Genomic DNA, 26,497 nt, shown 5'->3' on the forward strand with positions numbered 1-26,497 from the left:
TGACTTGTCCTCCATTCTTACGAAAATGGGCACACTATAACCGGTAGCCTAACCGCGTTAGACTGACCGCAAAGGAAGTGAATTTTGTGCAGTCCCATATCCACAAGCTGCGGGATGCTTTGTTCAGCACGAGTCTGCAGAAGAAGCTTATGCTCTTTTTTTTGCCGCTGGCAATAATCCCTTTAGCAGTGCTCGGTGCTTTTTCCTATTATAAATCGTCACAGGTCGTTCGTGACCAAGTGTGCCGGACCATTCTCGAGAACTTGTCGCAGGTCAATTATAGCTTGAACTATTTTGTCAGGGATATTGAACAGTTGTCGATGTATGTATACAGCAATCGTGATATTCAAGAGGTGCTAGCCAAGGATCACAACCGACCGCTGTCAGAGAAACATCAGGATCAGAAGCGCATCGGCGACATTTTGGAAACGTTTCTTGGATTCAAAAGCTGGGATATCGCGATCTACCTGCTCGGCGAGAACGGGGACCGCTATTTTTCGGGCGATTTGCTCCCGGGTCAATACGACGACTACAACCCTAACTGGGGCCTGTTTCGCAAAATGAGGCTGGCCGAAGGCAACGTCATATGGGATACCCACTATAGTATGAAAAAAACAGAAGATTTCGGGATCGTCCTAAGCAGCGGCCGTCTGTTGAAAAAGATTAACACCAACCAGCCGCTAGGCTACATTGTCGTTGACATCATGGAGAGTGGCTTGGCGGACAAATACAACAAAGCCCGCCTGCAGCCGGGTGGACAGGTCTTGTTGCTGGACCGCAACGGCTATATCATCTCTAGCACCCCGTCAAAGCATAAAGTAGGCACGAAGCTGGACGAGCCCTTTATGGATGATGTGTTGTCGGGCAGCAAAGGCTATTTCAATCAAGAAATGGAGAAGGGCGAACCGCCGGTCATGGTCATTTATGATACGTCTGAGGTCACCGGCTTCAAGCTGGTCAGCGTCGTTCCAACGGCAGTGTTGACCAAGGAGAGCACAAGCATCCGCGACTTGACTTTCTGGGTTATGGCGATCGGTGCACTGGTTGCTTGCTGGCTTGCTTTGGTGCTGTCCATCACGATCACTAGTCCGCTCCGCAAGTTAAAGTCACTTATGTACTCCGTTGAGAACGGCAATTTGGATGTTTCGTTCACTTCGAAATATAAGGATGAGGTAGGTCAGCTGGGACACAGCTTTAACGCTATGATCCAACGGATTAAGCAGTTGATCGATGAGGTGTATAACAAGCAGTTGATGGTGCAGCAGGCAGAAATAAAGGCGATTCAAGCGCAATTCAATCCGCATTTTTTGTACAACGCACTGGATTCGATCAATTGGATGGCCCGCATTCACAAACTTGAGGACATTAGCAGAACGGCGATCTCTCTCGGGGAACTGCTTCGTTTCAGTATTCGAAAGGGTGACCCGCTCATTCCGATCCGTGAGGATATGCAGCAAATCCGTAATTATCTGTTTATCCAAAAAATGCGCTACGGTGATAAGTTTGAAGCGCAAATCGATATCGCTCCAGGGATTGAGGAATTGTACACGTTGAAGCTGCTGCTGCAGCCGATTGTTGAAAATGCGATTACGCATGGGCTTGAAATGAAGCTTGGCAAAGGCAGTCTTGAAATTACAGGCCGGCTTGCTGGGGACAGAGTGATCTTTCAGGTAAAGGACGACGGAGTCGGCATGCCACGGGAAATATTAGAGCGTATCGAGAATGGCTGCTTCACTACAGCGAGTGAGCAAAAAACCGGTATCGGTTTGGAAAATTTAATCAAGCGTGTTCAGCTGTATTTTGGCGATCAAGGCCGGTTCGCGATAGAAAGTGCGCCGCAACGGGGCACCACCGTGACGATTGAAATACCGGTCTTGCATACAGCAGGAGGGCAAACACATGTATAAAGTATTGATTGTTGAAGACGAATGGCTTGTACGGGAAGGGCTGAAGCGAACGATCCCCTGGGAACAGGTCGGGTGTGAGTTTGTTGGGGAAGCGAGCGACGGGATTGCCGCGCTTGAGCTGATCGAACAATTGAAGCCGGATATCGTGCTGTCTGACATTCGCATGCCGGGTCTGGACGGAATAGGACTGGCTGAGCGGCTCTCGCAGCAGCATCCGCAACCGAAAATCGTATTTTTGACCGGCTTTGACGATTTTGTTATTGCACAGAAAGCGATCAAGCTTGGAGCGGCGGATTTCGTACTGAAGCCGACGAATCCCGACGAGCTGTTGGATGTATTGGGCCGGATAAAGGCCAAGCTTGATGAAGAAGACGCTAACCGGGAGCAGTCGGAGCGTATGGAGCTTAGGCTGGCGCTCGGCCAACCTTTTATTATGGAGAAGCTGCTGTTCGATATGATGCTTGATCATGCTGGTACGTTCGAGCTTGAGCTTTTTAACGAATATTGCTTAGAGGATAAAGAGATCAGCGGAGCAATACGCATCGTGCTGTTGAACTCGATCATCGCTGAAACGGAACAGGCGAAGTTATACCGCACCGAACAATGGCAGATGGCCATGGCCATGGGGGAGAAGCTAACTTCTTTCCCGCCAGTGCGAGTCGGAAAAAACGGGTATGCGCTGCTAGCCAATCGGATAACTCAACGTGTGGACATGGACCCGCTGATTCAATTGATGGTGAGCTCCGGTCAGTTATGGGGCGAGCGATTCTCCATCGGCATAAGTGCCTACCATCATGGGGTGGAGACGATAGCTACGGCCTATGAGGAGGCACTACAGGCACTATATGGAACGCTCTGGGACGGGGGGAGCCGACTGCTCTGGTACGAAGACATGCAGGCCCAGTTGCTGCAAGCGCTGTCCGCACCCCTGATGGAGTTGCCGTTAACGGAGCTCATCAAACGCGGAACACCGGCATCGATCGAAGAACAGCTGGCAAGTTGGAAATCGTATTGGCTGCATCAGCTTGGAAGAGGCATTGAAGAACAGGCCCGTTTCTATGAGTGGCTGGTCGCGTTATATTCTGGCCTGCTCAAAGATGAGGAGCTGCGGTACATCGGCTTGGATCCGCATTTACTGTTAGCGCCCCTGGAAGAATCAGAGTCGCCGGATCAGCGACTATCGCGGCTGTGCGGGATGTTGCTGGAATGGCAGCGAAGATATCGGGAGCAAGGCGGGGATGGTGGCGGGTTCGCACAGATCGAAACCTATATCCGGCAGCATTATGGCGAAGATATTACCTTGCAGGAAATAGCAGAACGCCATCACATGAGTGAAAGCCACTTCAGCAGACTGTTTAAGCAGCAGGTGGGGACCAGCTTTCTTGAATATTTAACTAAGGTGCGGGTACAGAAAGCGAAAGAGCTTCTGGTGAGACCCAAGCTCAAAATATACGAAGTTGCGCTGCAGGTCGGGTATCAAGATTCCCGCTACTTCAGCCAAATATACCGTAAATATACCGGTGAGACGCCTACGGAGTTCCGAAAGCGTCTCGGCATTGAGTTTTCCCCGCTATAAGGCGGGGCTTTTTTGTATCTGCAAAAATTTCAACAAATAAGAAATTTTGTCGCATTGAAAGCGCTTCATCGGAAAGTTTATAGTAGGACTGTAGCAACTGCCGCATGAAAGGTAAGCTCATGTCGAATCTTAGATTATATGGAGGGGTAAACAACAATGAAAAAAGCAGTTTCCGGTATATTGGCTACCTTGCTGTTAGCTGTGTCTATTACAGGATGCGGCCAACAAGCAGCACCTGAGAAGAAACCAGAAGGAGCAGCTGCGCAACAGCCTGCAGAAGCCAAAAAAGGTGGCAAGCTCGCTCTGTACTCGCCGAACGCCGCGGAAGTGAATAACCCGATCATCAAAGAATTTCAGGAACGCACCGGGATTGAAGTTCAGCTCATTTCCGGCGGTACGGGCGATTTGTTGAAGCGTGTACAAGCCGAGGCGGCTAATCCGTTAGGCGATGTTTTCTGGGCTGGAGGAGCGGATTCGCTCGAAGCGTACAAAAAATATTTTGAGCCGTATAAGACAAAAGAATTCGACTACCTGGCTCCGCAATATGTGGATAAAAACAATGTGTGGACGCCCTTCGCGGCGCTGCCGATGATCATCATGTACAATAAGGAGCTAGTCAAAGCGGGCGAAGAGCCGAAGAGCTGGAACGATTTGCTTGACGCGAAGTGGAAGGGCAAAATCGCATTTGCTGATCCGGCCAAATCTGGTTCCTCCTACACGCAGCTTATCACTATGCTGACCGCTTTCGGCAAGGATGAAAAAGGTTGGGATTTCGTCAAGAAATTCGTGAAAAACCTGGATGGCAAAGTGCTCTCAGGCTCCGGTCTTGTGTATAAAGGCGTAGCCGATAAGGAATTCGCGCTTGGTGTTACGTTGGAAGAAGCGGCGCTGCGTTACGTAGAAGGAGGAGCTAAAGTCGGCATCATTTATCCTTCTGAAGGCACATCTGCGGTTCCAGACGGAGCTGCAGTGATCAAGGGTGCGAAGAACATGGATCAAGCCAAGCAATTCATCGATTTCCTTGTCGGGAAAGATGTACAGACGCTGATTCAAAAAGAGTTCAAACGCCGTTCTGTGCGCAAGGATGCAGAAACGATGCAAGGAGTCGCTCAAACGAAGGACATCAAACTGGTGGAATACGACTTTGATTTCGCGGCAACGAAAAAGGATGAAAACATCAAACGTTTCGGCAGAATCGTAACCGGACAAGAGTAATTAATAAGCCATTTGGTGCCTTAATCGGTCGATAAGGCACCATTTTTATCGGCAATTTGAACGGAGGGTAGTGCCATGCAAAAAGTTGTATTTGATCATGTCACCAAATATTTCGGAACGAACAAGGCAGTCAATGACGCCCATTTCACTATAGAAGCCGGTGAGTTTTTTACGCTGCTTGGTCCTAGCGGCTGCGGCAAAACAACGCTGCTTCGCACGATTGCTGGATTTTATCGGCAGGAGGAAGGCGACATCTACTTCGGCGACAAAAAAGTAAACGAAGTTCCTACGCATGAAAGAAATATCGGGATGGTTTTTCAAAACTACGCCATCTTCCCGCACATGACGGTGTTCGAAAATGTCGCTTACGGCCTTAAAGCCCGCAAGGTTCCGAAGCAAGAAATACAAACCCGCGTGATGGAAGCGCTTGAGATGGTCGAGTTGTCTCACCTGCGCGACCGTGTGCCTTCCGACATGAGCGGCGGGCAGCAGCAGCGGATCGCCCTTGCACGCGCGATTGTGATTCGTCCGGGGCTCCTGCTTATGGATGAGCCTCTGTCCAACCTCGACGCCAAGCTGAGAGTGAAGATGAGATCGGACATCCGCCGACTGCAAAAGGAGCTCAATATCACCACCATTTACGTCACGCACGACCAGGAGGAGGCGCTCGCTGTTTCCGACCGAATCGCCGTTATGAGCGAGGGACGGGTTCAGCAGATCGCATCCCCCGAAGATATTTATGCATACCCTGCAAACCGGTTTGTAGCTAATTTTATCGGGACGTCCAATTTTATTACAGGCGATTGCAACACCTATAGCAGCAATTCCGGTGAGGCTGCGGTTCAGCTGTCCGGAGCGTCTTTCCGGCTGCCGCTCGTCAGAGCCTATGAGGGTAAGGTCGTGCTCGCGCTAAGGCCGGAACGCATTAGGCTGGAGGCGGAAATATCCGGCTCCCCACTAATCCCGGGCACTGTGGAGAGCGTCACTTTCCTGGGGGAAAAAGTCAGCTACCTTGTGCGGCTTAACGACGGCTCTTTGATCGATGTGCAAGAGCATGCGGTCCAACCGCATCATTTAAGACAAGAGAACGAGTCGGTTCTCGTGAACCTGCAGCTTGATAAGACGACTGTATTCGATGAGACCGGCCAGGAGGTGCTCTACCGTGCAGCCTTCTAAACAAAGCGCAACTGCGGGAACGGCATCGGGTAGTACTGGAACCCGCAAACAACCGGGATGGATGAATCGGCTTAATATGAAGAAATGGGATTTTTGGTCGTGGGTCACATTTATTGTATATTTGTTCCTGCTTGCCTTTATTGTATACCCGCTCTTTTCCTTGCTCATGAACAGCTTCTTAAACGATAAGGGCGTGTTATCGTTGGAGAACTACGCCAATTTTGTTAAGTTGAAATATTATTATATCGCGCTGTGGAACAGCTTCAAGGTGTCTGCTTTCACGACTTTATTCTCCATCTTGATAGGCGTTCCGCTCGCCTATATCATGACTCGCTACAACATCAAGTGTAAGGGCCTGATCCAGATTATGGTGATCATGTCCCTTCTCTCACCGCCATTCATCGGCGCATATTCGTGGATTCTTATGCTTGGCAATAATGGTTTTCTGACCCGTTTCTTCCATGAGATCGGCATTCCGTTCTCGTCCGTTTATGGTTGGAAGGGTATCGTGTTCGTATTCACACTGCAATTCTACCCGCACATCTTCCTGTATGTGTCCGGTGCCCTGCGCACGATTGATACTTCGCTTGAGGAAGCGGCGGAAAGCCTTGGGCGCTCCTCCTTTCAGCGGCTGGTAACGATCACGCTGCCGCTTATATTCCCGACGTTGTCCGCAGGAGCGCTAATGGTATTCATGGCTGCTTTCGCCGACTTCGGGACACCGATGCTGCTCGGTCAAGGCTTTAAGGTGCTGCCGATTCTCGCTTATGAGCAGTTCATCAGCGAAATGGGCGGTAATCCAGCGATGGCAAGCACGCTCAGTGTGATCTTGATCGCTTGTTCGACTAGCATCCTTTTTGTACAGCGATACTTCGTTTCAAGAAAAAATTACACGATGACCGGCATGAGAACACCGAAGGTGGAGACGCTGCGGCCACTGCCTAAGATACTGCTTACCGCTGGCGCATTACTCGTCGCGTGCGTGTCGATGATCCCTCAGGCCACCGTTATTATCACTTCGTTCATCAAAACGAAAGGGCCCGTGTTCCATTCCGGCTTCAGCTTGAACAGCTATAAGGAAATCATGTTTCGCGTACCGAAGGCAATTATCAACACGTACAGTTTTTCAGCAATATCTATCGTCATCATGGTCGTAATGGGTATGCTCGTTGCATACGTGCTCGTTCGCCGCAAATCGAAGCTCACCGCGATGCTCGACGGGCTTATTATGATCCCTTACGTCATGCCGGGTACCGTACTCGGAATCAGCTTGATTATCGCATTTAATAAGCCGCCGATCGTGTTGACAGGGACTTGGGTCATTCTGGTTATAGCTTATGTGGTGCGCAAGCTGCCTTATACGATCAGATCAAGTACAGCAATTTTGCACCAGCTTGACCGCAGTGTCGAGGAGGCGTCAATCAGTCTTGGAGTTCCTCCGATGAAAACGTTTTTTAAAACAACCGGGCGTTTAATGGCTCCAGGCGTATTGTCCGGCGCGATTCTAAGCTGGATTACAACAATCAATGAGCTCAGCTCCACCATCGTACTATATTACGGAGCAACGGCGACCATTTCCGTGACCATTTACAGTGAGGTGTTTACGTCCAACTACGGTACGGGAGCTGCACTCGCCTCTATCTTATCGATATCGACCCTTGTTTCCTTGTTGATTGCCAATAAGCTGAGCAAAAAGGGACTTCAGCTGTAAATAGAGGAACGCCCGTCCATGAGGTCTTCTTGGTCAAGCCGTGTTACAATGAAGATCGGTAAGGCCCGGCTCAGCTTAAATCGGGTCTGATCAAGGAGGCATTTATGAATCGGCGTATCTGGTTCTTAACGATAGCAGTAGTCTTGATGCTCGTGGGAGCGGTTATTTGGAATATAGCAAACCGTCCTCTGTCAAGCAGGGCAGATGATAAAACGCAGGATTCGGTCATTTTGTCTATATGGGTGTTCAGTAAAGGTTGGGACGCTCCTCTCTCGGAATTTCAAAAAATATATCCGCAAATCACCATCGATCTTCGCACCTTTCGTTCGGCGGAGCAGCTTTATAAGGAGCTGCTAGCGTCCATATCGGCTAATGCCGCGCCGCAGCTGGCCGAAATCCAAAGCTTCTATGGTATTCCTGAACTGGCTTTAACGGGTGTTGTTTCGGCAATTAATGAACACGAACTGCCCGCCAGCTCTCAGCTGCTGCCCCCCTTTGTCGAGCCGTTCCGTTATCAGGGGAAGCTGTGGGCATTGCCAATCGGTGGCAGTGTTCCTCTATTGTATTATCGGGATGAGGTGCTGAGCAGGACGGGATTGCCCTCAAGCGGCTTTCACGATTGGATTGATGTCGAGAAAGCGGCAGCGCTTCCGGTTAAAGAGGGGCTGCTGTTATCCCAAGAACGTTGGCAATTGACCATTGATAAGGAACTTCCATGGTATGCGGAGAACATTGGGGGCGGCCCAGTTTCAGAACAGACATTTGACATATGGAGCCGTTGGGTGCACAAGATCCGCGTTATGCAGCCATTAAGCCATCTGCTGGCTGTAAGTGATTTCATTAACGGAAAGGTCGGGGTGTTAGCCAGCTCTTCAGACAAATTGCCAATGATTGAGCGATATATCGGCGGGAAATTTCAATTCGATCTTACGAGGTTTCCGAGTTCCGATTTGACTGGGATCCTCCCGGTCGTCAACGGTTTAGTGCAGATGCATTCGCCGCCTGCCAAGGAAAAAGCGGCTCATAGCTTTGTCGATTTTATGGTGGACAACACCGCTCAATCGTTCGTCTGGACACATATGGGCTACATTCCGGTCAAGGCCGATGTCGTACGTCGGCTAGCAGGGGAAACGTCAACTTCAGCCCGGCAAAGGACGATTCTCGATGCCGTCCGGTCGTTAAGCGTGCGTCAACCGGATGAGGACGATTATGATCGATGGTTACAGATTACAGGGAAGCTGGAGCAGCTGGAGCAGCTTGCGGAATAACGTCCATCTATGGTAGGCAAATGATGGGATTAGGAGGTATTGATTTGAACATAGAATCGATCACGATACAAGGTACTGCGCAATGGAACGAAGATGCGTTAGTTCTCAATGAACGGCTGCAGTTGTATGGGGTGCTCGATGGCGCCACTTCGCTCCACCCTTACCGCGGAGCGGGAGGGGAAACCGGAGGTTATTTGGCTTCTCAGGCGATCAAGCAATACTTGGAGTCGCTTCGCAAGGAGGATGTGGCAGACGCAAGCCTTAAGCAGCTGGTCGTTCAAGCTAACGTCCGATTAAGGCAAAAAATGGCCGAAGTCGGCATCGATCTGACGGATAAAACATCCTTATGGACAAGCTCGCTGGCGCTCATTCGAATTCGCGAGCATTCTGTCGATTATGCTCAGGTTGGCGACTGCATGATCGCCGCCAAGTACGAAGACGGCTCCGTTCGGACGATTTCACGCGATCAAGTGGAGCACATTGACCAGCAGTCAAAAAAAATATGGCAGGACGGCATCCAAAGAGGAATTACTTCACGGGAACAGCTGTGGAGCATGGTGCAGCCGGTCATTCTACAAAATAAATCGAAAATGAACACCCTCGAAGGCTACTCCGTGATGAGCGGCGAACCGGAAGCAGCGGAGCTTGTGGAATACGGGACGATCAACAGGATACGCTTAAAATCGCTGCTGCTCGTGACGGACGGACTTTTTTTACCGATGCAAGCAAGCTCGCTGCCCTCAAATGACTTAGAACAATTAGTTGCACAAATTGAGAACCGCACACTGGCTGACTATTCAGACTGGTTGATCAATCTTGAGTATGAGGACAAGGAATGCCAACGGTATCCGAGATTTAAGATATCCGATGATAAAACTGGCATTTGGATTCAATTGAACTAACCTGCTTCATCGCTTGCCTTTTGGGGATGATTTTTTTGAACCTTGCGATTACTGATTAGATGCATTCCATAAGATGCCAAGTTGAGAGGCTGGGTCTTTACGGTCAACCGTCACTGAATTGTAAGGATTTGGGCCAGTCTTCATTTGTACCTTGTCCTGATTTCCGCTATACTACAAGAGGAAAACCTAACATGGACAGGGGGACTTTCGACGATGTACAATGCAATGAAATGGGCTCATGTAATTTCAGCGATCGCACTGCTTTTGTATTTGGTGTTACCTCTCATAAGCGGAAGCGCTGCCAGACCCAATGGCGCCTCCAGACTTCATGGATTGAATCGGATCGGGCAGTATTTATTAATTGTTGCCTTCCTGACAGGCGGTTATATGGTTAGTAAGGCAGGTATGTCTGGCGCATGGATGGCTGTTGCAATTGTGCTTATACTTGTTATGTTTGCAATGGCGGGAATGATGGGCGGACCGCTCAAGCGGTTAAAGGCGGGTAATTCCGGCACAGCAGAATCGATCAAGAAGCTGCGCACCTTCAGTATTATTGCAGCTGGTGCATTTGTGTTAATCCTTGTGCTCATGTATAACCCAACAATCATTTAGTAAAGAGGAGAGCATGAGATTACTCTCCGCTCTCTTCGGACAGCTCGTCAAGCGTCTTCTCGAAGCTTGGCGCCATATGCTCCAGGAAGTAATTCAATTCGGGCATGTTCATCTTCGCGATGGACTGCTCGATTTGTTTTTTGGCCATCGTGAATTCTTTGTTGCCGGCGGATAGCTCGGTAACACATTTCAGATAGGCATCGAGCAAGTCTGCTCCTTTAATATAACGCTTATGCGTCTGTTGCTCAGGGGAATCACTCTGGTCCCCGATTAAGGGGGCATACACATGTCTCAAAGAATCCGGAACCATGGCGATGAGTCGTGAAGCGGCTATATCCTCGATCTCTCGAAAGTTATGCAAGATTTCTTTGTTGTGATGTTTGACGGGGGTTGGAATATCACCTGTGAACACTTCCGTTACATCATGGAACAAAGCGCGTGTGACGATGTGTTCCGTAGGCACCGAACGATTATACACCACATTCGCTATCGTGCAGAGGGCATGGGTCAGCAATGCTACCTGAAACGTATGCTCTGCTACGTTCTCCTTGAGCACATTGCGCATCAGACTCCAGCGTTCTATATATCTCAGACGGTACAAGTACGCGTAGAAATGACTTTCCACTTCAGCAGACACCTCTCAATGAAAGATAAGTAATGCTGTCATTATACAAGAGTTAGCCTGCGCGGTAAATCTGGATACATTTCGGACTGTCGCGGCTGACTTTTGCTTCCCTTTTCTTATGAAATATCAAAAGTGAATAAATTGTAAAATTTCTATGATGGAATTGCGAAGAAAAGAGTTGCCGAAATGATGGAAGTTGTGCAAAATGAGAGAGTAGAGTGGAAATTGACATGAACATATGGAGCTGTTAAACGAAGTGTATTCAATCTATCTCAAATATAAGGACCGAGAGATTCTGTACCTTATACCGCTCGTACTTTTATCTTTAGCAGTCAGACTGCGTTACTACTTCAAAATGTTATTTTCTGAGAAAGGCTTTCCTGATTCAGCAGACGCTCAGTGGTACTTGAATTATGCGCATGGATTGTTGGAAAATTTCCGAATTGGCCTTCACTTGAACGATATTTTATATATGGGTTACAACTTTTTACTCGCTCTGCTGCTTGCTGTATTCAGGAATACGGATATTATCCTGTTCATACAGACGTTCACGGCTGCCGTAAGTGTGATTCTTGTTTACCAAATTGCAAGGATGCTGTTTAATAGGAGGACGGCGATTATTGCTTCCCTTATTTACTGTATTTCCTGGGATATCACGCTATGGACCACATACATACTTACCGACAGCTTCTTCATAAGCCTTCTGCTGTTAAATGTCTATTTCCTGCTTAAGTATATGAGGGATTATCGAAGGGTAGATAAGATTCTGTTCATTCTGACCGCTATCTATATGGTTATCTTCAGGCCGACAGGAATCGTATCGTTGTCCTTCATCGTGATTTATATCATAATGAATATCCCTAAACCAACCATGGTTCATTTTTTCAAAAAACATAGATGGTCCATCGGGGGATTCTTGATTGCGGGGATAGCTGCTCTTGTTTATCTGATCTTAGCTAACATACTGGATCCGTTCATTACGTCTCTCCAATATAATGCCAAGCTGGTGCTCTATAATGTATATGGCAGCGGGTGGATATACGATATTCCATCACCGCATGATGTAGTCTATGTTCCAGATTACAATATTAATATATTGAATAGCCTGATCTTAAGTTTTATAATTAATAATTGGGATCATATCGCCGTTCTTTACTTAAAAAGAACTGTAGCTTTCCTTGGAAGATGGGTATGGATGACAGATATGAGAAGTATCTCAGGCATCTTCAAATTCCTGGTGCATGCCCTGGTATCTGCCTTCTTCTTTATAGGTTTAATTGCTACGATCGTGAACAAAACGTTCCGAAAAGCTTCGATTGTGTGGCTTGTTGTGCTCGCTGTTTATATTTTTTGTATCGTTCTCTTTATTGACGGTCTGTACAGGTACAGGGCGCCAGGCATACCTTTTATTGCGATTGCGGTTGCTTATGGGGCAGACAGAGTGATTGATGGGGCAATTCGAATTGCTAATAACTATACGGGGAAGTTGCCATGGAACAAGGGAAAATATTAATAATCGTCCCAGCCTATAATGAGCAAGGTAACATACTGAAAGTAATCCGGGATATACGTGAAAGCATTGCGGATAGTGACATTCTCGTGATTAACGATTGCTCCCGTGATTCTACTTCGTCGATTGCGAAGGCGGCTGGGGTGAAGGTAGTAGATCTTCCATACAACCTTGGTATTGGAGGAGCGGTACAGACAGGATTCAAGTATGCTTATGCTAAGGGTTATGAATACTCGGTACAGATTGACGGTGACGGTCAGCATTCTCCTAATCAAGTGGACAAGCTTCTGAACGAGATGATCCGAACGAATAGTGATATGGTTATTGGTTCGAGATTTTTGGATATTCAATCTTTCCGCACGACTCGGACACGAAGGTTCGGCATTAAGGTGTTTGAAGTTCTGTTCCGCCTCTTGATCCACACGAAGGTGACGGACAGCACATCGGGGTTTCGCCTCTACAATAAGAAAAGCATAGCCCTGCTCAGCAAGCATTATCCTGACGATTATCCGGAGCCGGATGCTATTATTTTATTGAAAAAGCATGGTTTGCGATTCTGTGAGATAGGCGTTGAGATGAGACACCGGGAGCATGGAGCCTCTTCGATTACATTGATCAAAAGCCCATATTACATGGTGAAGGTTATATTATCGATATTCTTCTCCTATGTCAGGACAAGGTGGTGAGAGACTATGGAGAACGGCAACATTTTCAGCGTTCAGCTCATGGGGATTGCGTTTAGTCTAGTATTAATTGTTTCGGTTTTTATTATGGTTCGGGCAAGAATGATTAGAGAGAAATACTCTTTAGTCTGGTTCTTGATCGGAACGTTTACCTTGGTGATGTCGGTTTTTAAAGAGCTGATGGATTGGTTCTCCAATTTAATCGGGGTGGACTATGCGCCATCGGCATTTTTTGCCATTCTGATTGTATGCGCTTATTTACTCCTGCTCAACATGAGCATCAGCATCTCGGGACTCAAAATGCACAACAAGACGCTAACACAAGAGTTGGGCTTAACCAAGCTCAGACTTGAGGAGTTAGAAAAGAAAATGAACGTGGGTGAATCGCAATAAAATACTGGTTGCTTCTTGCAAATATAATGATGACCGTAGCCGGCAGTACCTTACTTAAGATTGGAAGCCGGACGATTAAATTTGAAGGCGCGTTATTCGGAATTCTGCTCAGCTATATGACCTCCCCAGTTATTCTCGCTGGCTTCGTGGTATATGCTCTTGCTGCCTTTCTTTGGGTATACTGCTTGTCCCAGTTCGAGCTCAGCTATGTTACCTTCGTAACCAGTGCGCAATACATATTGCTGCTGCTGGTCTCTATTCAGATATTCAAAGAACACATCAGTCTCATGCAATGGGCGGGAAGCCTTTTTATTATGATTGGGGTATTTTTCTGGATGAAAGGATAGACGATAGATGTTCCAATGTGTAGCCTATACAGAATCAATGAAGGATAAGTGGGACCAATTCGCTTGGTCCGCAGGCACCGTGTATCATACTACAGCATTCCAACAAGTTTTGGTTCATTCGTTTGGTTATACCTCGTTGTATCATGCTATCTTAGATCGCGATGACCAGATCTGTGCGATTATCCCGCTTGTAGTCGGACGCAATCTTGCATGGAAGAAGGCAGGCGTTTCGCTTCCTTTTGTCAATTATATCGATCTATGCGCGGCTTCTGAAGAAGCCTTTCATTTTGCCATTGCAGCTCTTCAAGAGCTCAAAGACAAGCATAAGCTTGGATATATTCAGTTGCGCTTAAAAGAAGATAAATTGGCTGATCCAAGCTGGAGTCTAGATGATCATAATCATACCTTTGTGCTTTCCTTGTCAGAAGGAGAGGAGAAGGTGTTGGCTATGTCCAGCGGCAGCAATCGCAATCATGTTCGAAAAGTATACAAGAATGATTGGTTCGATGTTTCTTTTGATCCGCTGAATCTGGATTCATTCTACAAAGTATATGTAAGAAGGATGAAGCAGTTAGGTTCTCCCGCTCAGGATATTCTCTTCTTCCAAAAACTGTTCGAATATTTGCCAGAGCATGCTTATCTGTTATCTGTATTGGATAAAGAGACTGGACAAGTCGCGGGCGGGATGATTCTGCTCACAAGTCCAAGAAATTCCACGGTTTATTATCCCTATGGAGCGAATTTGTCTGAGTATAACAGCAAGTATTTGAACAATTTCATGTATTGGGAAGCGGTGAAGTTCGGCATACGTAATGGATACAGCCGCTTGGACCTGGGCAGGTCTCAGACAGGCTCAGGAACCTACAAGTACAAACAGCAATGGGGTGCCGAGCCGCAGCAGCTGAATTATCTCACTTATGATGGAGGCCTTAATAAGGCATCGGGTGCTCCGGATAAAGAAAGCCTGAGCTTCTTCATCAAGATGTGGAAAGTCGCCCCCAGCTTCATTACGAACCCCGTGGGGAAGCGATTGATTAAGTACTTGCTGCCATAGACGCCAAACCTATTGGATAGATGCACATCATAGCGAAGCTCACTAACTTAAGCGTTTTAGAGAAACGCACTACGGAGGATACATTCCATGAGTAATTCCAACTGGAAGCAATATTTTGACAAAAAGGCTGAAACACACGGGGCATCTGTTCAAACATCGGATTATTTCAATGAAGAAAGCTTCTTCATTCAGCGGGATCATACATTAAACTGGTTAGGTCCATGCAAAGATAAAGTGGTGTTGGATGCCGGCTGCGGTGTTGGTGCTTTCAGTGAGCCATTGGTGAACAATAATACCGTTTACGGGGTAGACTTCTCTGAGAAGAGTTTGCAGTTTGCAGCTGATCGAGGACTAATTACGGCAACAGATGATTTGACCGGGCTTCATTTTGAGAGTAATAAATTCGATGTTGTCTTATGTATCGGTGTAATCCAGCTCATTCCTCAGTATAAGAAGGTGCTGAAGGAGCTGGCAAGGGTAACCAAACCAGGAGGCACTCTGCTCATTGAAACCTTGAACAAGGGTTCAATCCAGAGAAAGCTTTTGAGATTGTTCGAGAAGGGCACTAAATTCGATCAAATGTATGCCATGGATGAGCTCAAGAAAGTATTTGAAGAAAATGGCTTCGAGCAAATTGAGTTCATGAATATTTATCATCCGTTCAAGTTTGTGACGAAGAGTAACGGCGGAGGCTTGTTTACGAACATGTTCAGTACTTCATTTGCCATAAAGGGGCGCAAGAAAGGTGAATAACCAAACTGCGAGTTCAACTAAGCCGCAATCCGTCTCCAATATGCTTACGTTTGACATTGAAGAGTGGTATCACGCTAATTATGATGACGTCCGTCCCGATCTGACCAAGCCTTCGGGCTTCAGATCCAATATGGACACGCTGCTCAGACTTTGCCGGGAAGCGAATTGCAAGGCCACTTTCTTCGTGCTCGGGTATATTGGGGAGCATTATCCGGATGTCGTTAAGGCGATCGCACAAGAAGGGCATGACGTGGCTTCTCACGGGTACGCTCATCAGTTGGCGTACAGACAGTCCTATGCCGAATTCAAAGCCGATGTGAAGAAGTCGGTAGATATACTCGAGAATATTACGGGGACGAAGGTACTAGGGTATCGGGCGCCTTCATGGTCGATTGTTGAGAGTAATCTGCATTACCTCGAGGCACTTGAAGAGCTTGGGATGATATATGACGCGAGTATTTTTCCTGTCCGAACATTCCTTTACGGCATCCCGGACGCCCCAACAGAAATTCACAAGCCCCGTGTAAACGGCAGAGAACTCGGTATTTATGAGGTGCCGATGTCCGTAACTAGGTTGGTGGGTAGAAACATAGGGTATTCAGGAGGGTTTTATTTCCGCTTCTTCCCTGAATTTTTCATCAAACGATCAATTCGCGCCGCTAACAAGCAAGGGAAGAATTCTATCGTGTATCTGCATCCAAGAGAAGTGAATGCGCAAGACAGCAGACTCAGCCTGCCTTTCAAAGAAAATCTCATTCATTATTACAATGTCGGAGGCACCGAGAGGAAGCTGGAACGAGTCTTGAACAGCTTTACATTCACATCCATCTCGGAGCATTTGAAGCAGCAATACGGATTGGACATTTGAAATCCGATTGCAAGGAAGCATAGATTAATCGGCGAGGGCTCGTCTTAGAATCGTCTGATGCAGTCTTTCTGGTGTAATGAATGGGCTTCCCCCATTAATACGTGGAATCTGCATTCGATTCACATCACGTGTAGTCATCTCCGGGACAATCGTGTAGGCATAGTTGACGCCAGCCTGCTGAATAAGCTCGGAGGCCAGCTTGGAGTATATCCCGAATGGATAGGCCAGATCCTCAGTCTTTGCACCCGTGATCGAACTTACCTCTTGGAGGCATGCAGCCGTATCATTCAGGATGCGTTGCTGATAGGAATCTTCTGATTCCAGTACGTTATTCCAAGGCAACCGTGAAGTCAAGAATGCGTTATCTGTATCCCCTTTATGATGAAGACCATGGGTGTGACATTCCGCTTGGATCAAGCTGGAACGACTGGTCATGTCTCGAATCTGATCACGTGACATGTACGGTATGTTACTGGCAGCAGGATCGTTCAGCGTCTCGGTTATGATGAAATTTACAGCAGGTATGTTCATCTCTAAGAGAAGAGGATAAGCGTTCTTGTAAAAGCTCTCATATCCGTCGTCAAAGGTGACTAAGACTGCGTTGTTCGGTACGGCCTCACCATCCAAGAATCTATGAAAATCCTGCAATGAAATGAAAGAATACCCTTTTTGCTGCAAGTATTCAAGTTGCTCTCGGAACAAAGTAGAAGTGATGGTGCCTGAGCTTTCCTCTGTATCATGAATATGATGGTACATAAGGACAGCGACCTGATCCTTGAACAACACCTCATCATGCGAGGCATTCCATTGAGGCAGGACGAAGGCTGTAGCGATCAGGAATATAATAAGCGTTCGGAGTGTAAAGGTAGTCACAATCAGGATCCCTTCTAGATACTGTCATTAGTATAAGTTATGATAGCACAGATCATATCAAAATGACCTGAAAAAGTGGTATATTAGTTGTAAAGAGTATGGAGAGGAGATAGATTGTCATCATGAATTCTTTTCAAGAAAGTGTGTACAAATTAATTGTTGAAACTTCAACGAACCTTCCGGCAGATGTAAGAAGAGAGGTTCAGAAAGCCCAGCAGCAAGAGGATGCAGGAACACGTTCTGCCCTGTCACTCTCCACAATTGCAGAGAACATTACGATGGCGGAATGTAACGTATCTCCGATATGTCAGGATACTGGAATGCCGACCTTCATTATACATTGTCCAGTAGGCGCAAACCAAATCATTATGAAGAAGCAAATTCTCGAGGCTGTTCGCCAGGCAACAAAGGCAAGCAAGCTTCGTCCGAACTCAGTAGACTCTTTAACGGGTACGAATAGCGGCGACAATCTGGGTCCTGGTACTCCAGTTATTCATTTCGAGCAATGGGAGAAAGATACGATCGACATGCGTCTGATCCTGAAGGGCGGCGGCTGCGAGAACAAGAACATTCAATATAGCTTGCCTGCTCAGCTGGAAGGCTTAGGCAAGGCTGGCCGTGATCTTGACGGCATTCGCAAATGTATTATGCATGCGGTCTATCAGGCACAAGGACAAGGCTGCAGCGCAGGTTTCATCGGAGTCGGGATCGGCGGAGACCGTACGACTGGTTATGAGCTTGCCAAACATCAATTGTTCCGTGCTGTTGATGACGTGAACCCTAATCCAGACCTTCTGAAGCTGGAAGAGTACGTAATGGATAATGCAAATAAGCTTGGTATCGGAACGATGGGGTTTGGCGGACAAGTAACTTTGCTAGGCTGCAAGGTTGGGGTAATGAATCGCCTCCCGGCCAGCTTCTTCGTATCGGTAGCTTACAATTGTTGGGCTTTCCGTCGTCAAGGCGTGCTGCTGGATGCCGAGACAGGTGAGATCCAGGAGTGGATCTATGAAGGCGGGCAATCGGTGCCAATGACGGTTGAAGCGCCGGTCGAGAAGGTTGAAGAAGAACGTCGCGAGATCGTTCTCCAAGCTCCTATTACTGAAGACCAGATTCGTCAGCTTCGCGTAGGAGATGTCGTTGTCATCAATGGGGAAATGCACACAGGCCGTGATGCCTTGCATAGTTATTTGATGGATCACGACTCACCGGTTGATCTGAGCGGCCATATTATCTATCACTGCGGACCGGTTATGGCTAAGGATGATAACGGTGAATGGCATGTTAAGGCAGCTGGGCCTACAACCAGTATTCGCGAGGAGCCTTATCAAGGCGATATTATCAAGAAATTCGGCATTCGCGCTGTTATTGGCAAAGGCGGTATGGGGCCTAAGACGTTGGCTGCACTTGGTGAGTATGGCGCCGTATATTTGAATGCTATAGGCGGTGCTGCTCAGTATTATGCGGAATGTATCAAGAAAGTAAACAGCGTGGATTTGATGGAGTTTGGCATTCCGGAAGCGATGTGGCATTTGCAGGTTGAAGGATTCGCGGCGATCGTGACGATGGATTCCCATGGCAATAGTCTTCATGCGGAAGTGGAGAAGAATTCATTAGAGAAACTGGCATCGTTCAAGGAACCGGTATTCAAGTAAAAGTGGCAGAAATACGCACAGCCCTACTCCTTGAGAGTAGGGCTGTTGTATAGATAAGTTTACTTTATACGATTGTTTCCTGTGCTCTGGCACGGTCCCATTTGCTATATTCATCTTCTGCCTGTTCTTTGGTGTGACCGTATCGCTCCTGGAGCTTCCCTATGAGCTTTTCCGTTTCTCCGTTGATGACATCCAGGTCGTCATTGGTTAATTTTCCCCACTGTTTTTGAGCTTCACCTTTTACTTGCTTCCATTTGCCCTTCATAACGTTGCTGTCCATAGTTATTCCTCCTTATATAAATGATAAAAGTATAAGATACTAAACGGTGTGACTTGTCATTTATATACCCGAATGGGGTCGTTTTCAAACAATTGTCTGCAAAGTCTTCCACTTTGTCTTTACAATAACTAAACTGGAAAATAAGGCGCGCACGAGATACAATGGCTGGGACAGATCCCTATCATGAAATGGAAGAAGGAAGGGTACAGCATGCAGTTTCGCACTAAATTAACCCTATTATTCATTGCATTAATCGGTTGTTCCGTCTTGGTCGCCGGTATATTCATGGCTATTATGATCGACAAGTCTAAGGTATCTGCTCTGCAGAACAGCATGCAGCGGGAAATCCAGATTATGATTGCAGCCATAGGCATTGAGGAAAACCAGAGCCCGTATGCGAATATGACTACGGAGCAGTTCTCTCATATTGCGAATCGCTTGAAGCAATCTGCTGGTGCGCGGATTACGTTTATTTCTGCCGACGGGGCGGTTATTGGAGATTCCGATAACGATCCTAAGGTTATGGATAATCATTATCAACGGGAAGAAATCCGGGAGGCTCGCGAAACCGGCGAAGGCTTTGCACGCAGATATAGCGACACAACCAATCGAACGATGCTCTATGTTGCGCTTCCCATTAAGCAGCAGGATCGAATTATTGGTTATGCTCGCTTGTCGATGTCACTCGAGGAGGTAGAAGCTACGATTCGCACCTTGTGGTGGGGGTTGATTGGCGGCTTGCTCGTTGTCTTTATCATCGCTGGTGCAGTAAGCTACCGAATTGCCTTTCAATTAACGAAACCGCTCGAGAAGATGACCCGGGTTGCGGTGCAAATAACGAATATGAACTACAAGTCGCGTGTGCATATACGCAATCAGGACGAGATTGGCCAACTGGGTCAAGCGATTAATACGATGGCGGACAGCTTGTATGTGCAGATGAATCGAATTCGCGAGAATGAGACTCGTTTATCCAGCGTGCTGGACAATATGATAAGCGCCGTTGTAATGATTGATGAGCAAGGCTATATCGTATTATTGAATCGTCAGGCAGAGGAGATACTTGGATATTCCTCCAAGGAGCTAATCGGCAAACGATTCGACAATGCCAAGCAGCCGTATGAGCTCATCCAAATGATTCAAGAATGCAGGGAGCGGAATGAACGGATTCGTGATGAGATGAATTTCTATTTTCCGGAAGATCGAATTCTGGAAGTCAATTTGGTGCCGATGATACAAGTAGAACGTGAGTGGGCAGGTCTTGTTATCGTGTTGCACGATATAACAGCGATACGTCGACTGGAGAAGGTCAGGAGCGAGTTCGTGGCCAACGTCTCCCATGAGCTGAAAACTCCAGTTGCAGCTGTAAAAGGATTCGCTGAAACCTTGCTAGCAGGTGCTATGAATGACCCTGTGATTGCCAAGCAATTTCTACAGATCATCTATGATGAGAGCGAGCGGCTTAATCGGTTGATCGGGGATATACTAGAGCTGTCCAAAATCGAGTCCAAGCGTATTCCGCTGCAATTTTCTCCCGTGCATATTAACAGCTTCCTAGGGAAGACCTTGGAAATGATGAGGACGGAAGCCGAGAAGAAGTCTATTGACCTCGCCTTTCAAGCCAATGAGGAGCTGTACATTGAAGCAGATGAGGATCGGTTTGGACAGATTATAATTAACCTGTTGTCCAATGGCATCAATTATACACCTGAGGGCGGTAAAGTAAGGGTTAAGGTCATGACTCTGCTAGGAGAGAATCAGGAAGCGGAACGAATTCGCATAGTAATCTCTGATACGGGAATCGGGATCCCAAAGAAAGACTTGCCGAGAATATTCGAACGCTTCTATAGGGTGGACAAAGCGCGTTCACGCAGCTCCGGAGGGACAGGTCTTGGTCTATCCATCGTAAAGCATCTCGTGGAGCTTCATGGAGGAACCATACGGGTAGAAAGTGATCTTGGAATAGGATCTCGATTCACCATTGATTTACCTATCATTCAGAGTTAAGAAGCCTGTTTACACAAAATTAACAAACACTTCAAACAAGCTTTACAATCGTATGATAGGATGAGCTGTATGCTATAATAGGACTATATGTCACGGAATACAAATCGGGGGGTTCGCATGTCTAAGAAGATTCTGGTTGTCGAGGATGAGCCGACCTTGGCGAGATTGCTAACCTACAACTTATCACAGGAAGGGTACGAAACTAAAGTTATTGATCACGGCGGAGAAGGGCTGCAAGCAGCTCAACAAGGCAATTACGATTTGATCATTCTCGATATTATGCTACCTGGATTGAATGGGTTTGAAGTGCTGCAGAAGCTGCGCCAGAAGGGCAATAAAACTCCAATTATTATATTAACTGCCCGTAATGCTGAAGAGGAAGTTGTTCAAGGGTTAAAAAGCGGGGCAGATGACTATATTACTAAGCCTTTTGGAGTGGCTGAGCTGTTGGCGCGGGTATCTGCGGTCATTCGTAGAACGAAGTCCGATGAAGGGACGTTCATGGACGATAATAATCACGACAAGGTTATTCAGATCGGGGATTTGAGAATCTATCCTGAGAAGTACGAAGTGAACTTGAATGGAGAATCCATTCCCCTTCGACCTAAGGAGTTCGAGGTATTGCTCTACTTGGCACAACGTCCAGGGGTAGTCATCACACGCGATGACCTTATGAATATCGTCTGGGGCTTCGATTACATTGGCGGACAACGTACCGTCGATGTACATGTAAGTTCACTCCGCAAGAAGCTGGAGATGAACCAAGAGAGTGTTCAAATTGATTCGATCCGCGGTCTAGGCTACAAATTGGTCGTTCACAGCTCAAAGAAGTAGTCAAATATTCATTTTCTTTTGAAACGGAAGCCGAAGGAGGCCAGACGCCCCCCGGCTTCTTTTCTATCCTACTCCCTGCACTAACCGTTCTTTTCTATCCTACCCTCATGAAAATAAATAATGAACTCCATGCAGCATCGTAACTCCAAGAGAGCATGTCAATGGGGTGGAGAAGCGAAGCGTCCGCCTTTGTCCTGGGGTTCCTACCTATAAAAAATATAATAAAAGGAACCAGAGGACAACAGTGGTCGGAATCCCATTGACGTGCTCTCCCCTGCACTGAACCATCTTCTTTCTACCCTACCCTCATGAAAATAAATAATGAACTCCATGCAGCATCGTAACTCCAAGTGAGCATGTCAATGGGGTGGAGAAGCGAAGCGTCCGCCTTTGTCCTGGGGTTCCTACCAATAAAAAATATAATCAAAGGAACCTGAGGACAACAGCGGTCGGAATCCCATTGACGTGCTCTCCCCTGCACTGACCAATGCAATATTCATCATTATTTATTTTCCCCCTCAAACTTAAATTGCCGCATCTCATCAAAAAGTTGCTGGGCCAACCCATACATATCCACCGATTGGGAAGCGATTTGTTGGATAGCTGCGTCCTGTTGAGCGGATGTAGAGTTAACCTCTTGAACACCTGCAGCCGTTTCTTGTGAAATTGCTGCAACTAGAGCAAGGGAGTCGGCAAATTCAGAATTGCGTCCTTTGGCGTTACGCACTTTGCTGTGAATTTGATCCATATACTCATGCAGCCGCTCAATCGAGCTCTCAATGGAATGAAAGGATACTAAAGTGTTATGCAGCTGCTTGTCCTGCATATTGGTTGCTTCTATTACACTATCCATATGCTCACGAACATCAGCAATCTGACCTTTCAGAGATGAGGTGAGAGCTGCTATGGATTTGGCGGATTGCCCGGTTTGATCCGATAGCTGCCGAATCTGCTCCGCGATAACAGAGAAGCTGCGACCGTGTTGGCCTGCCCGCGCAGCTTCAATGGCTGCATTGACCGCTAACACATTCGTTTCTGTAGAGATCTCGCTGATGGTGCGGACGATATGCCCAATTTTTACCGAGTCTGAGATAAAGTTGTTCATAGTCTCGGATACTTGGAGAAGCAGCTCCTCCGAGCGATTCGCAGCCGTTTTAAGATGCAGAACAGCTTGTGCACCTGAATGAGTGTTAGATTTGGCTAACGAGCTGAGCTCCTGCATTTCACCGGTTTGTCTTGCAATATCGGCAACTTCATCAGCCAATTCAAGGACAAGCTGGGTGCTTTTCTCCGTCTGTGCAGCTTGTTGGTCAGCCCCCACGGAAATCTCATTTATAGCACGCAAGATGTCATGATTGGATGTAGCGGTCGATCTTGCGAATAATTGAAAGCCCTCGGATTGTGCAGTTAATGAAGTTCCAATCATGCTCATGTGTACTAATAGATTACGGACCTTGTCCATCATCTGATCGAAATGGCGACTGAGCACGCCCAGCTCATCTTGAGCAGTAGATGCGACCCGATTCCTCAAATCTCCCTCTGCAATGAGCGACATGGTTCGATACAAGCTGCGGATCGGTTTCGAGTAAGAACGAATCAGTACAATAGAAATACTAATCGCGAGCAGGATAGCTATGGCCATGGACCAATATGTAAATAGCTCGGACTGATGAAACAGCTCTTGTGAACGAGCAACGGCTGCTTCTGTGGCTTTCGTATAAGTAGTGTTAAATTGGTCTACAAGCTCGAACAAGTACTCTTTGTGGGTTTGCGATAAGGCGAATTGTTGCTCCAATTGCTTAGCTAGCTCTGCGGGGGGAATCGGAGTGTTCATGAGTTCTTCTGCAGCTGCGAATGTAGCAGTGTATTCCTCTGACACGGTTGCAAGCTTGGCTCTCCATTTACGTTCCTCCCCTGTAGAAGCGGTTTCCCCTACTTGCTTGATATAGTCCAGAAACAGCTTTTTTTTCTCCCTATATAACTCAGATGCGTCATCTAATTCCTTAGAAATGACAACTGATGCATGGATCGCCGCCAATTGCTCCGTACTTTGCTTTAGATGCATAGATAACAGATTTCTGCTGACCTCGAGGTTCTGTAAATCAATCTGTGTTCGAATATTTTGCTGCTGGAGCATCTGGAACCATCCTGCAGCAGCAAACAAGCTTACGATCAATGTGAAGCTAATGACCAATTTCATTCTCATCGTCCAATGAGTAGCACGATATAAAATCCTATTCATTTTCCCAGCTCCCCTGTTGCAATTCTTTTTTTCTTTCATCTTAATCAAGAATCATTAACAGACAGCGCGGGTTATGTAAGCGGATTGTAAATCGTTACTAATCCAAACTTGCCATAAGTCCGAGTAAGAAATGCCATTACGAACCTAGAAGATAGTTAAATAATTTATAGATACTCAAAATCACCATAATCGATAATTATAATGGATTTAGATTTCTTGAGGTAACGAATATTGCCCCATCTAGGCTCTTTATTCATTCGACGGATGGTATCTCTGGCGTTTACCCCCATTTTTGAAAACTTTTTATGAATATTTATTAGTTTTCTCCTGTTTACATCGGTTTTACGAACTCTATCTTTGATTTTCTCCATAATAATCCACCCCAATCCATTATCCTCAACTTTTGCAAGGTACGATTTGAGGGAGGAATGTGCTGTTTTGTATAGCTCTGCTTCAACTTTATTACATTGTATTCCTTTTTTCGAAATAGCTACTTTCAATACGAAGCCATTTTCCATGTCATAAACGATCCTATGTGCGCCCCCACTCATTTCTTTGAAGGACAGTTTTAGATTCGACCTAGCAGCTACTCTTTTATTATTCGGGGTATATTCTCTTGTTTCTAATTTTGTAATCCATTTTTTAATTTTCTTCCTATCTTTTGATGTTAATAGGTTTTTCACCATCGTTCCAGTTCCCTCCCTAATCTACTAAACTATACTATGCATGAGAGAAGGAAAGGTTCTACTAGATCCGTGGGGATTCAATTGGCTGCCTATCTAGGAATAAAGTCGCGCAGAGATGTAAATTCTATGAAACAATGCACGAAAAGTTTTACATTGCGTTTACAAATCATGAAATTTGCGATAACAGTAGGACGTTAGTATTACGTTGTAAGCACAAATACGAAGGAGTGGTCGAGAATTATGAATAAGGTATGGAGCAAAGGAACAATCGTACTTTCAACAGCGGTATTAGCATTATCACTAGCAGCTTGCGGGGAGAAAACTTCGGACACTCCAAAAACTAATGCAGGCGGATCCACTCCAGCCAAGACAGCAGAACCAGCAAAGCTTGCAGGAGACATCAGAATCGACGGTTCATCCACTGTGTTCCCGATCTCCCAGGCCGTAGCTGAAGAGTTCATGAAAAAGAACAAAGATGTTAAGATCACTGTCGGTGAATCCGGAAGCTCCAATGGATTGAAAAAACTGATCAGCCAGGAAATCGAAATCGCGGACTCCTCCCGTAAAATAAAAGAGCAAGAAGTTACAGACTTGAAAGCAAAAAATGAAGAAGTAGTTGAAATGCCAATTGCTTATGACGGAATTACCGTTGTTGTTAACAAGAAGAATACTTTTGCAAAAGAAATGACAGTTGCTGAACTGAAGAAGATTTGGGAGAAGGACAGCAAAATCACGAAATGGAACCAAGTTCGCCCTGAATGGCCGGATAAAGAAATCAAGTTATTTGGTCCTGGTACAGCATCTGGAACATTTGAATTCTTCACAGAAGCGATTAATGGTAAAGCCAAGGAATCCCGCACAGATTTCACACCTTCTGAAGACGATAACGTGTTAGTAAAAGGTGTTGCTGGTGACGAGTACGCTATGGCATACTTCGGCTACTCTTACTTCAAAGAAAATGAGTCCAAATTGAATGCCGTTTCCATCAAAGTAGATGCAGCAGCACCAGCAATAGCGCCATCCCATGAAACAATTGAGAAATTGACTTACAAGCCGCTTTCCCGCCCAATCTTCATCTACCCGTTGAAAAGCGCACTTGCTAAACCGCATGTAAAAGAATTCATCAAGTACTACAACAGTGCTGAAGGTCAAAAACTTGTAGAAGCAGCGAAATACATCAAGCTTCCACAAGACATGTACAACAAGAACCTTGAAGCTGTGAAGTAACATTCTCATTCTTTAAAAGCCGTGGTGCATCGAGGGTAAAACCTTTGAAGTGCCACGGTTATCCGCTTGTTTAAACCTTGTAGTCAGGGGGCT

23 protein-coding genes and 1 pseudogene are annotated in these 26,497 nt (G+C 46.5%); 19 read left to right on the top strand and 5 right to left on the bottom strand.

Annotated features, from left to right (window positions below; genetic code table 11):
• The first annotated feature begins 86 nt into the window (after window positions 1-86).
• The 8 genes and pseudogenes from AC58QD_RS17780 to AC58QD_RS17815 all read left to right on the top strand — a co-directional run bounded on the left by AC58QD_RS17780 (window position 87) and on the right by AC58QD_RS17815 (window position 10,367).
• The gene (locus tag AC58QD_RS17780) at window positions 87-1,907 is read left to right on the top strand and encodes a sensor histidine kinase (protein ID WP_497335632.1); all 1,821 of its coding nucleotides are present in this window, start codon (window positions 87-89) and stop codon (window positions 1,905-1,907) included.
• On the top strand, window positions 1,900-3,483 hold the full coding sequence (locus AC58QD_RS17785; protein WP_497335634.1) for a response regulator: 1,584 nt from the start codon (window positions 1,900-1,902) through the stop codon (window positions 3,481-3,483). Before AC58QD_RS17780 ends, AC58QD_RS17785 begins: the two co-directional genes overlap by 8 nt.
• Before the next feature lie 156 nt (window positions 3,484-3,639).
• The gene (locus AC58QD_RS17790; protein ID WP_497335636.1) at window positions 3,640-4,698 is read left to right on the top strand and encodes an ABC transporter substrate-binding protein; all 1,059 of its coding nucleotides are present in this window, start codon (window positions 3,640-3,642) and stop codon (window positions 4,696-4,698) included.
• Window positions 4,699-4,773: 75 nt separating this feature from the next.
• A complete protein-coding gene (locus AC58QD_RS17795; protein WP_497335638.1) occupies window positions 4,774-5,874 on the top strand; it encodes an ABC transporter ATP-binding protein in 1,101 nt (366 codons plus the stop codon).
• Window positions 5,861-7,585 carry an ABC transporter permease gene (locus AC58QD_RS17800; RefSeq protein ID WP_497335640.1) on the top strand — a complete coding sequence of 575 codons (1,725 nt, stop codon included), beginning with the start codon at window positions 5,861-5,863 and terminating at the stop codon, window positions 7,583-7,585. The genes AC58QD_RS17795 and AC58QD_RS17800 overlap by 14 nt, the downstream gene beginning before the upstream one ends.
• A gap of 104 nt (window positions 7,586-7,689) precedes the next feature.
• Window positions 7,690-8,853, top strand: coding sequence for an extracellular solute-binding protein (locus AC58QD_RS17805; RefSeq protein ID WP_497335642.1), 1,164 nt, complete (start codon window positions 7,690-7,692; stop codon window positions 8,851-8,853).
• Window positions 8,854-8,876: 23 nt separating this feature from the next.
• Window positions 8,877-9,614 (top strand): annotated as a pseudogene (locus tag AC58QD_RS17810) (protein phosphatase 2C domain-containing protein); the annotation flags it as partial.
• A 354-nt stretch (window positions 9,615-9,968) separates the two neighbouring features.
• On the top strand, window positions 9,969-10,367 hold the full coding sequence (locus AC58QD_RS17815) for a hypothetical protein (RefSeq protein ID WP_497335644.1): 399 nt from the start codon (window positions 9,969-9,971) through the stop codon (window positions 10,365-10,367).
• A gap of 19 nt (window positions 10,368-10,386) precedes the next feature.
• Here AC58QD_RS17815 and yfbR read toward each other — a convergent pair whose 3' ends face one another.
• Window positions 10,387-10,992, bottom strand: coding sequence for a 5'-deoxynucleotidase (gene yfbR / locus AC58QD_RS17820; RefSeq protein WP_497335646.1), 606 nt, complete (start codon window positions 10,990-10,992; stop codon window positions 10,387-10,389).
• Between the two features lie 256 nt (window positions 10,993-11,248).
• On the opposite strand from yfbR, the gene AC58QD_RS17825 reads away from it, so the two are divergent.
• The 7 genes from AC58QD_RS17825 to AC58QD_RS17855 all read left to right on the top strand — a co-directional run bounded on the left by AC58QD_RS17825 (window position 11,249) and on the right by AC58QD_RS17855 (window position 16,600).
• Window positions 11,249-12,505, top strand: coding sequence for a glycosyltransferase family 39 protein (locus tag AC58QD_RS17825; protein WP_497335648.1), 1,257 nt, complete (start codon window positions 11,249-11,251; stop codon window positions 12,503-12,505).
• The gene (locus AC58QD_RS17830; protein WP_497335650.1) at window positions 12,484-13,188 is read left to right on the top strand and encodes a glycosyltransferase family 2 protein; all 705 of its coding nucleotides are present in this window, start codon (window positions 12,484-12,486) and stop codon (window positions 13,186-13,188) included. Before AC58QD_RS17825 ends, AC58QD_RS17830 begins: the two co-directional genes overlap by 22 nt.
• 6 nt (window positions 13,189-13,194) lie before the next feature.
• Window positions 13,195-13,578 (top strand): DUF2304 domain-containing protein, encoded by a 384-nt coding sequence (locus tag AC58QD_RS17835; RefSeq protein ID WP_497335652.1) that lies wholly within the window; start codon window positions 13,195-13,197, stop codon window positions 13,576-13,578.
• 26 nt (window positions 13,579-13,604) lie between these two features.
• Entirely contained in the window at window positions 13,605-13,925 is a 321-nt protein-coding gene (locus AC58QD_RS17840) for a hypothetical protein (RefSeq protein ID WP_497335654.1), read from the top strand.
• A gap of 7 nt (window positions 13,926-13,932) precedes the next feature.
• On the top strand, window positions 13,933-14,979 hold the full coding sequence (locus AC58QD_RS17845; protein WP_497335656.1) for a GNAT family N-acetyltransferase: 1,047 nt from the start codon (window positions 13,933-13,935) through the stop codon (window positions 14,977-14,979).
• 87 nt (window positions 14,980-15,066) lie between these two features.
• On the top strand, window positions 15,067-15,732 hold the full coding sequence (locus tag AC58QD_RS17850) for a class I SAM-dependent methyltransferase (RefSeq protein ID WP_497335658.1): 666 nt from the start codon (window positions 15,067-15,069) through the stop codon (window positions 15,730-15,732).
• A complete protein-coding gene (locus tag AC58QD_RS17855) occupies window positions 15,725-16,600 on the top strand; it encodes a polysaccharide deacetylase family protein (protein ID WP_497335660.1) in 876 nt (291 codons plus the stop codon). Before AC58QD_RS17850 ends, AC58QD_RS17855 begins: the two co-directional genes overlap by 8 nt.
• Before the next feature lie 24 nt (window positions 16,601-16,624).
• On the opposite strand, the gene AC58QD_RS17860 is transcribed toward AC58QD_RS17855, so the two are convergent.
• Entirely contained in the window at window positions 16,625-17,473 is an 849-nt protein-coding gene (locus tag AC58QD_RS17860) for a polysaccharide deacetylase family protein (protein ID WP_497335662.1), read from the bottom strand.
• Window positions 17,474-17,595: 122 nt separating this feature from the next.
• Between AC58QD_RS17860 and AC58QD_RS17865 the strand changes: the two genes are divergently transcribed.
• Window positions 17,596-19,128: a fumarate hydratase gene (locus AC58QD_RS17865; protein ID WP_497335664.1), complete on the top strand. Its 1,533-nt coding sequence runs from the start codon at window positions 17,596-17,598 to the stop codon at window positions 19,126-19,128.
• 64 nt (window positions 19,129-19,192) lie between these two features.
• Here the strand turns inward: AC58QD_RS17865 and AC58QD_RS17870 are convergent, their stop codons facing one another.
• Window positions 19,193-19,408: a CsbD family protein gene (locus AC58QD_RS17870; RefSeq protein ID WP_497335666.1), complete on the bottom strand. Its 216-nt coding sequence runs from the start codon at window positions 19,406-19,408 to the stop codon at window positions 19,193-19,195.
• A gap of 183 nt (window positions 19,409-19,591) precedes the next feature.
• Between AC58QD_RS17870 and pnpS the strand changes: the two genes are divergently transcribed.
• Window positions 19,592-21,415 (top strand): two-component system histidine kinase PnpS, encoded by a 1,824-nt coding sequence (gene pnpS / locus AC58QD_RS17875; protein ID WP_497335668.1) that lies wholly within the window; start codon window positions 19,592-19,594, stop codon window positions 21,413-21,415.
• 117 nt (window positions 21,416-21,532) lie between these two features.
• Window positions 21,533-22,249, top strand: coding sequence for a response regulator transcription factor (locus AC58QD_RS17880; protein ID WP_497335670.1), 717 nt, complete (start codon window positions 21,533-21,535; stop codon window positions 22,247-22,249).
• Between the two features lie 502 nt (window positions 22,250-22,751).
• Here AC58QD_RS17880 and AC58QD_RS17885 read toward each other — a convergent pair.
• Both AC58QD_RS17885 and AC58QD_RS17890 read right to left on the bottom strand, forming a co-directional pair.
• Window positions 22,752-24,491, bottom strand: a complete 1,740-nt coding sequence (locus tag AC58QD_RS17885; RefSeq protein WP_497335672.1) for a methyl-accepting chemotaxis protein — start codon at window positions 24,489-24,491, stop codon at window positions 22,752-22,754.
• A 164-nt stretch (window positions 24,492-24,655) separates the two neighbouring features.
• Window positions 24,656-25,177 carry a hypothetical protein gene (locus AC58QD_RS17890; RefSeq protein WP_497335674.1) on the bottom strand — a complete coding sequence of 174 codons (522 nt, stop codon included), beginning with the start codon at window positions 25,175-25,177 and terminating at the stop codon, window positions 24,656-24,658.
• Window positions 25,178-25,417: 240 nt separating this feature from the next.
• On the opposite strand from AC58QD_RS17890, the gene AC58QD_RS17895 reads away from it, so the two are divergent.
• The gene (locus tag AC58QD_RS17895; protein ID WP_497335676.1) at window positions 25,418-26,404 is read left to right on the top strand and encodes a PstS family phosphate ABC transporter substrate-binding protein; all 987 of its coding nucleotides are present in this window, start codon (window positions 25,418-25,420) and stop codon (window positions 26,402-26,404) included.
• The last annotated feature ends 93 nt before the right edge of the window (window positions 26,405-26,497 follow it).

Source organism: Paenibacillus sp. J2R1T-4, assembly GCF_059692235.1.

Excerpts from the sequence above, each read along its gene's own strand:
- AC58QD_RS17850 (WP_497335658.1), top strand. The coding sequence starts at position 15,067 with ATGAGTAATTCCAACTGGAAGCAATATTTTGACAAAAAGGCTGAAACA.
- AC58QD_RS17785 (WP_497335634.1), top strand. The coding sequence starts at position 1,900 with ATGTATAAAGTATTGATTGTTGAAGACGAATGGCTTGTACGGGAAGGG.
- AC58QD_RS17830 (WP_497335650.1), top strand. The coding sequence starts at position 12,484 with ATGGAACAAGGGAAAATATTAATAATCGTCCCAGCCTATAATGAGCAA.
- AC58QD_RS17870 (WP_497335666.1), bottom strand. The coding sequence starts at position 19,408 with ATGGACAGCAACGTTATGAAGGGCAAATGGAAGCAAGTAAAAGGTGAA.
- AC58QD_RS17880 (WP_497335670.1), top strand. The coding sequence starts at position 21,533 with ATGTCTAAGAAGATTCTGGTTGTCGAGGATGAGCCGACCTTGGCGAGA.
- AC58QD_RS17895 (WP_497335676.1), top strand. The coding sequence starts at position 25,418 with ATGAATAAGGTATGGAGCAAAGGAACAATCGTACTTTCAACAGCGGTA.
- AC58QD_RS17885 (WP_497335672.1), bottom strand. The coding sequence starts at position 24,491 with ATGAATAGGATTTTATATCGTGCTACTCATTGGACGATGAGAATGAAA.
- AC58QD_RS17815 (WP_497335644.1), top strand. The coding sequence starts at position 9,969 with ATGTACAATGCAATGAAATGGGCTCATGTAATTTCAGCGATCGCACTG.
- AC58QD_RS17835 (WP_497335652.1), top strand. The coding sequence starts at position 13,195 with ATGGAGAACGGCAACATTTTCAGCGTTCAGCTCATGGGGATTGCGTTT.
- AC58QD_RS17790 (WP_497335636.1), top strand. The coding sequence starts at position 3,640 with ATGAAAAAAGCAGTTTCCGGTATATTGGCTACCTTGCTGTTAGCTGTG.
- AC58QD_RS17805 (WP_497335642.1), top strand. The coding sequence starts at position 7,690 with ATGAATCGGCGTATCTGGTTCTTAACGATAGCAGTAGTCTTGATGCTC.
- pnpS (WP_497335668.1), top strand. The coding sequence starts at position 19,592 with ATGAAATGGAAGAAGGAAGGGTACAGCATGCAGTTTCGCACTAAATTA.
- AC58QD_RS17890 (WP_497335674.1), bottom strand. The coding sequence starts at position 25,177 with ATGGTGAAAAACCTATTAACATCAAAAGATAGGAAGAAAATTAAAAAA.
- AC58QD_RS17845 (WP_497335656.1), top strand. The coding sequence starts at position 13,933 with ATGTTCCAATGTGTAGCCTATACAGAATCAATGAAGGATAAGTGGGAC.
- AC58QD_RS17840 (WP_497335654.1), top strand. The coding sequence starts at position 13,605 with ATGATGACCGTAGCCGGCAGTACCTTACTTAAGATTGGAAGCCGGACG.
- AC58QD_RS17865 (WP_497335664.1), top strand. The coding sequence starts at position 17,596 with ATGAATTCTTTTCAAGAAAGTGTGTACAAATTAATTGTTGAAACTTCA.
- AC58QD_RS17795 (WP_497335638.1), top strand. The coding sequence starts at position 4,774 with ATGCAAAAAGTTGTATTTGATCATGTCACCAAATATTTCGGAACGAAC.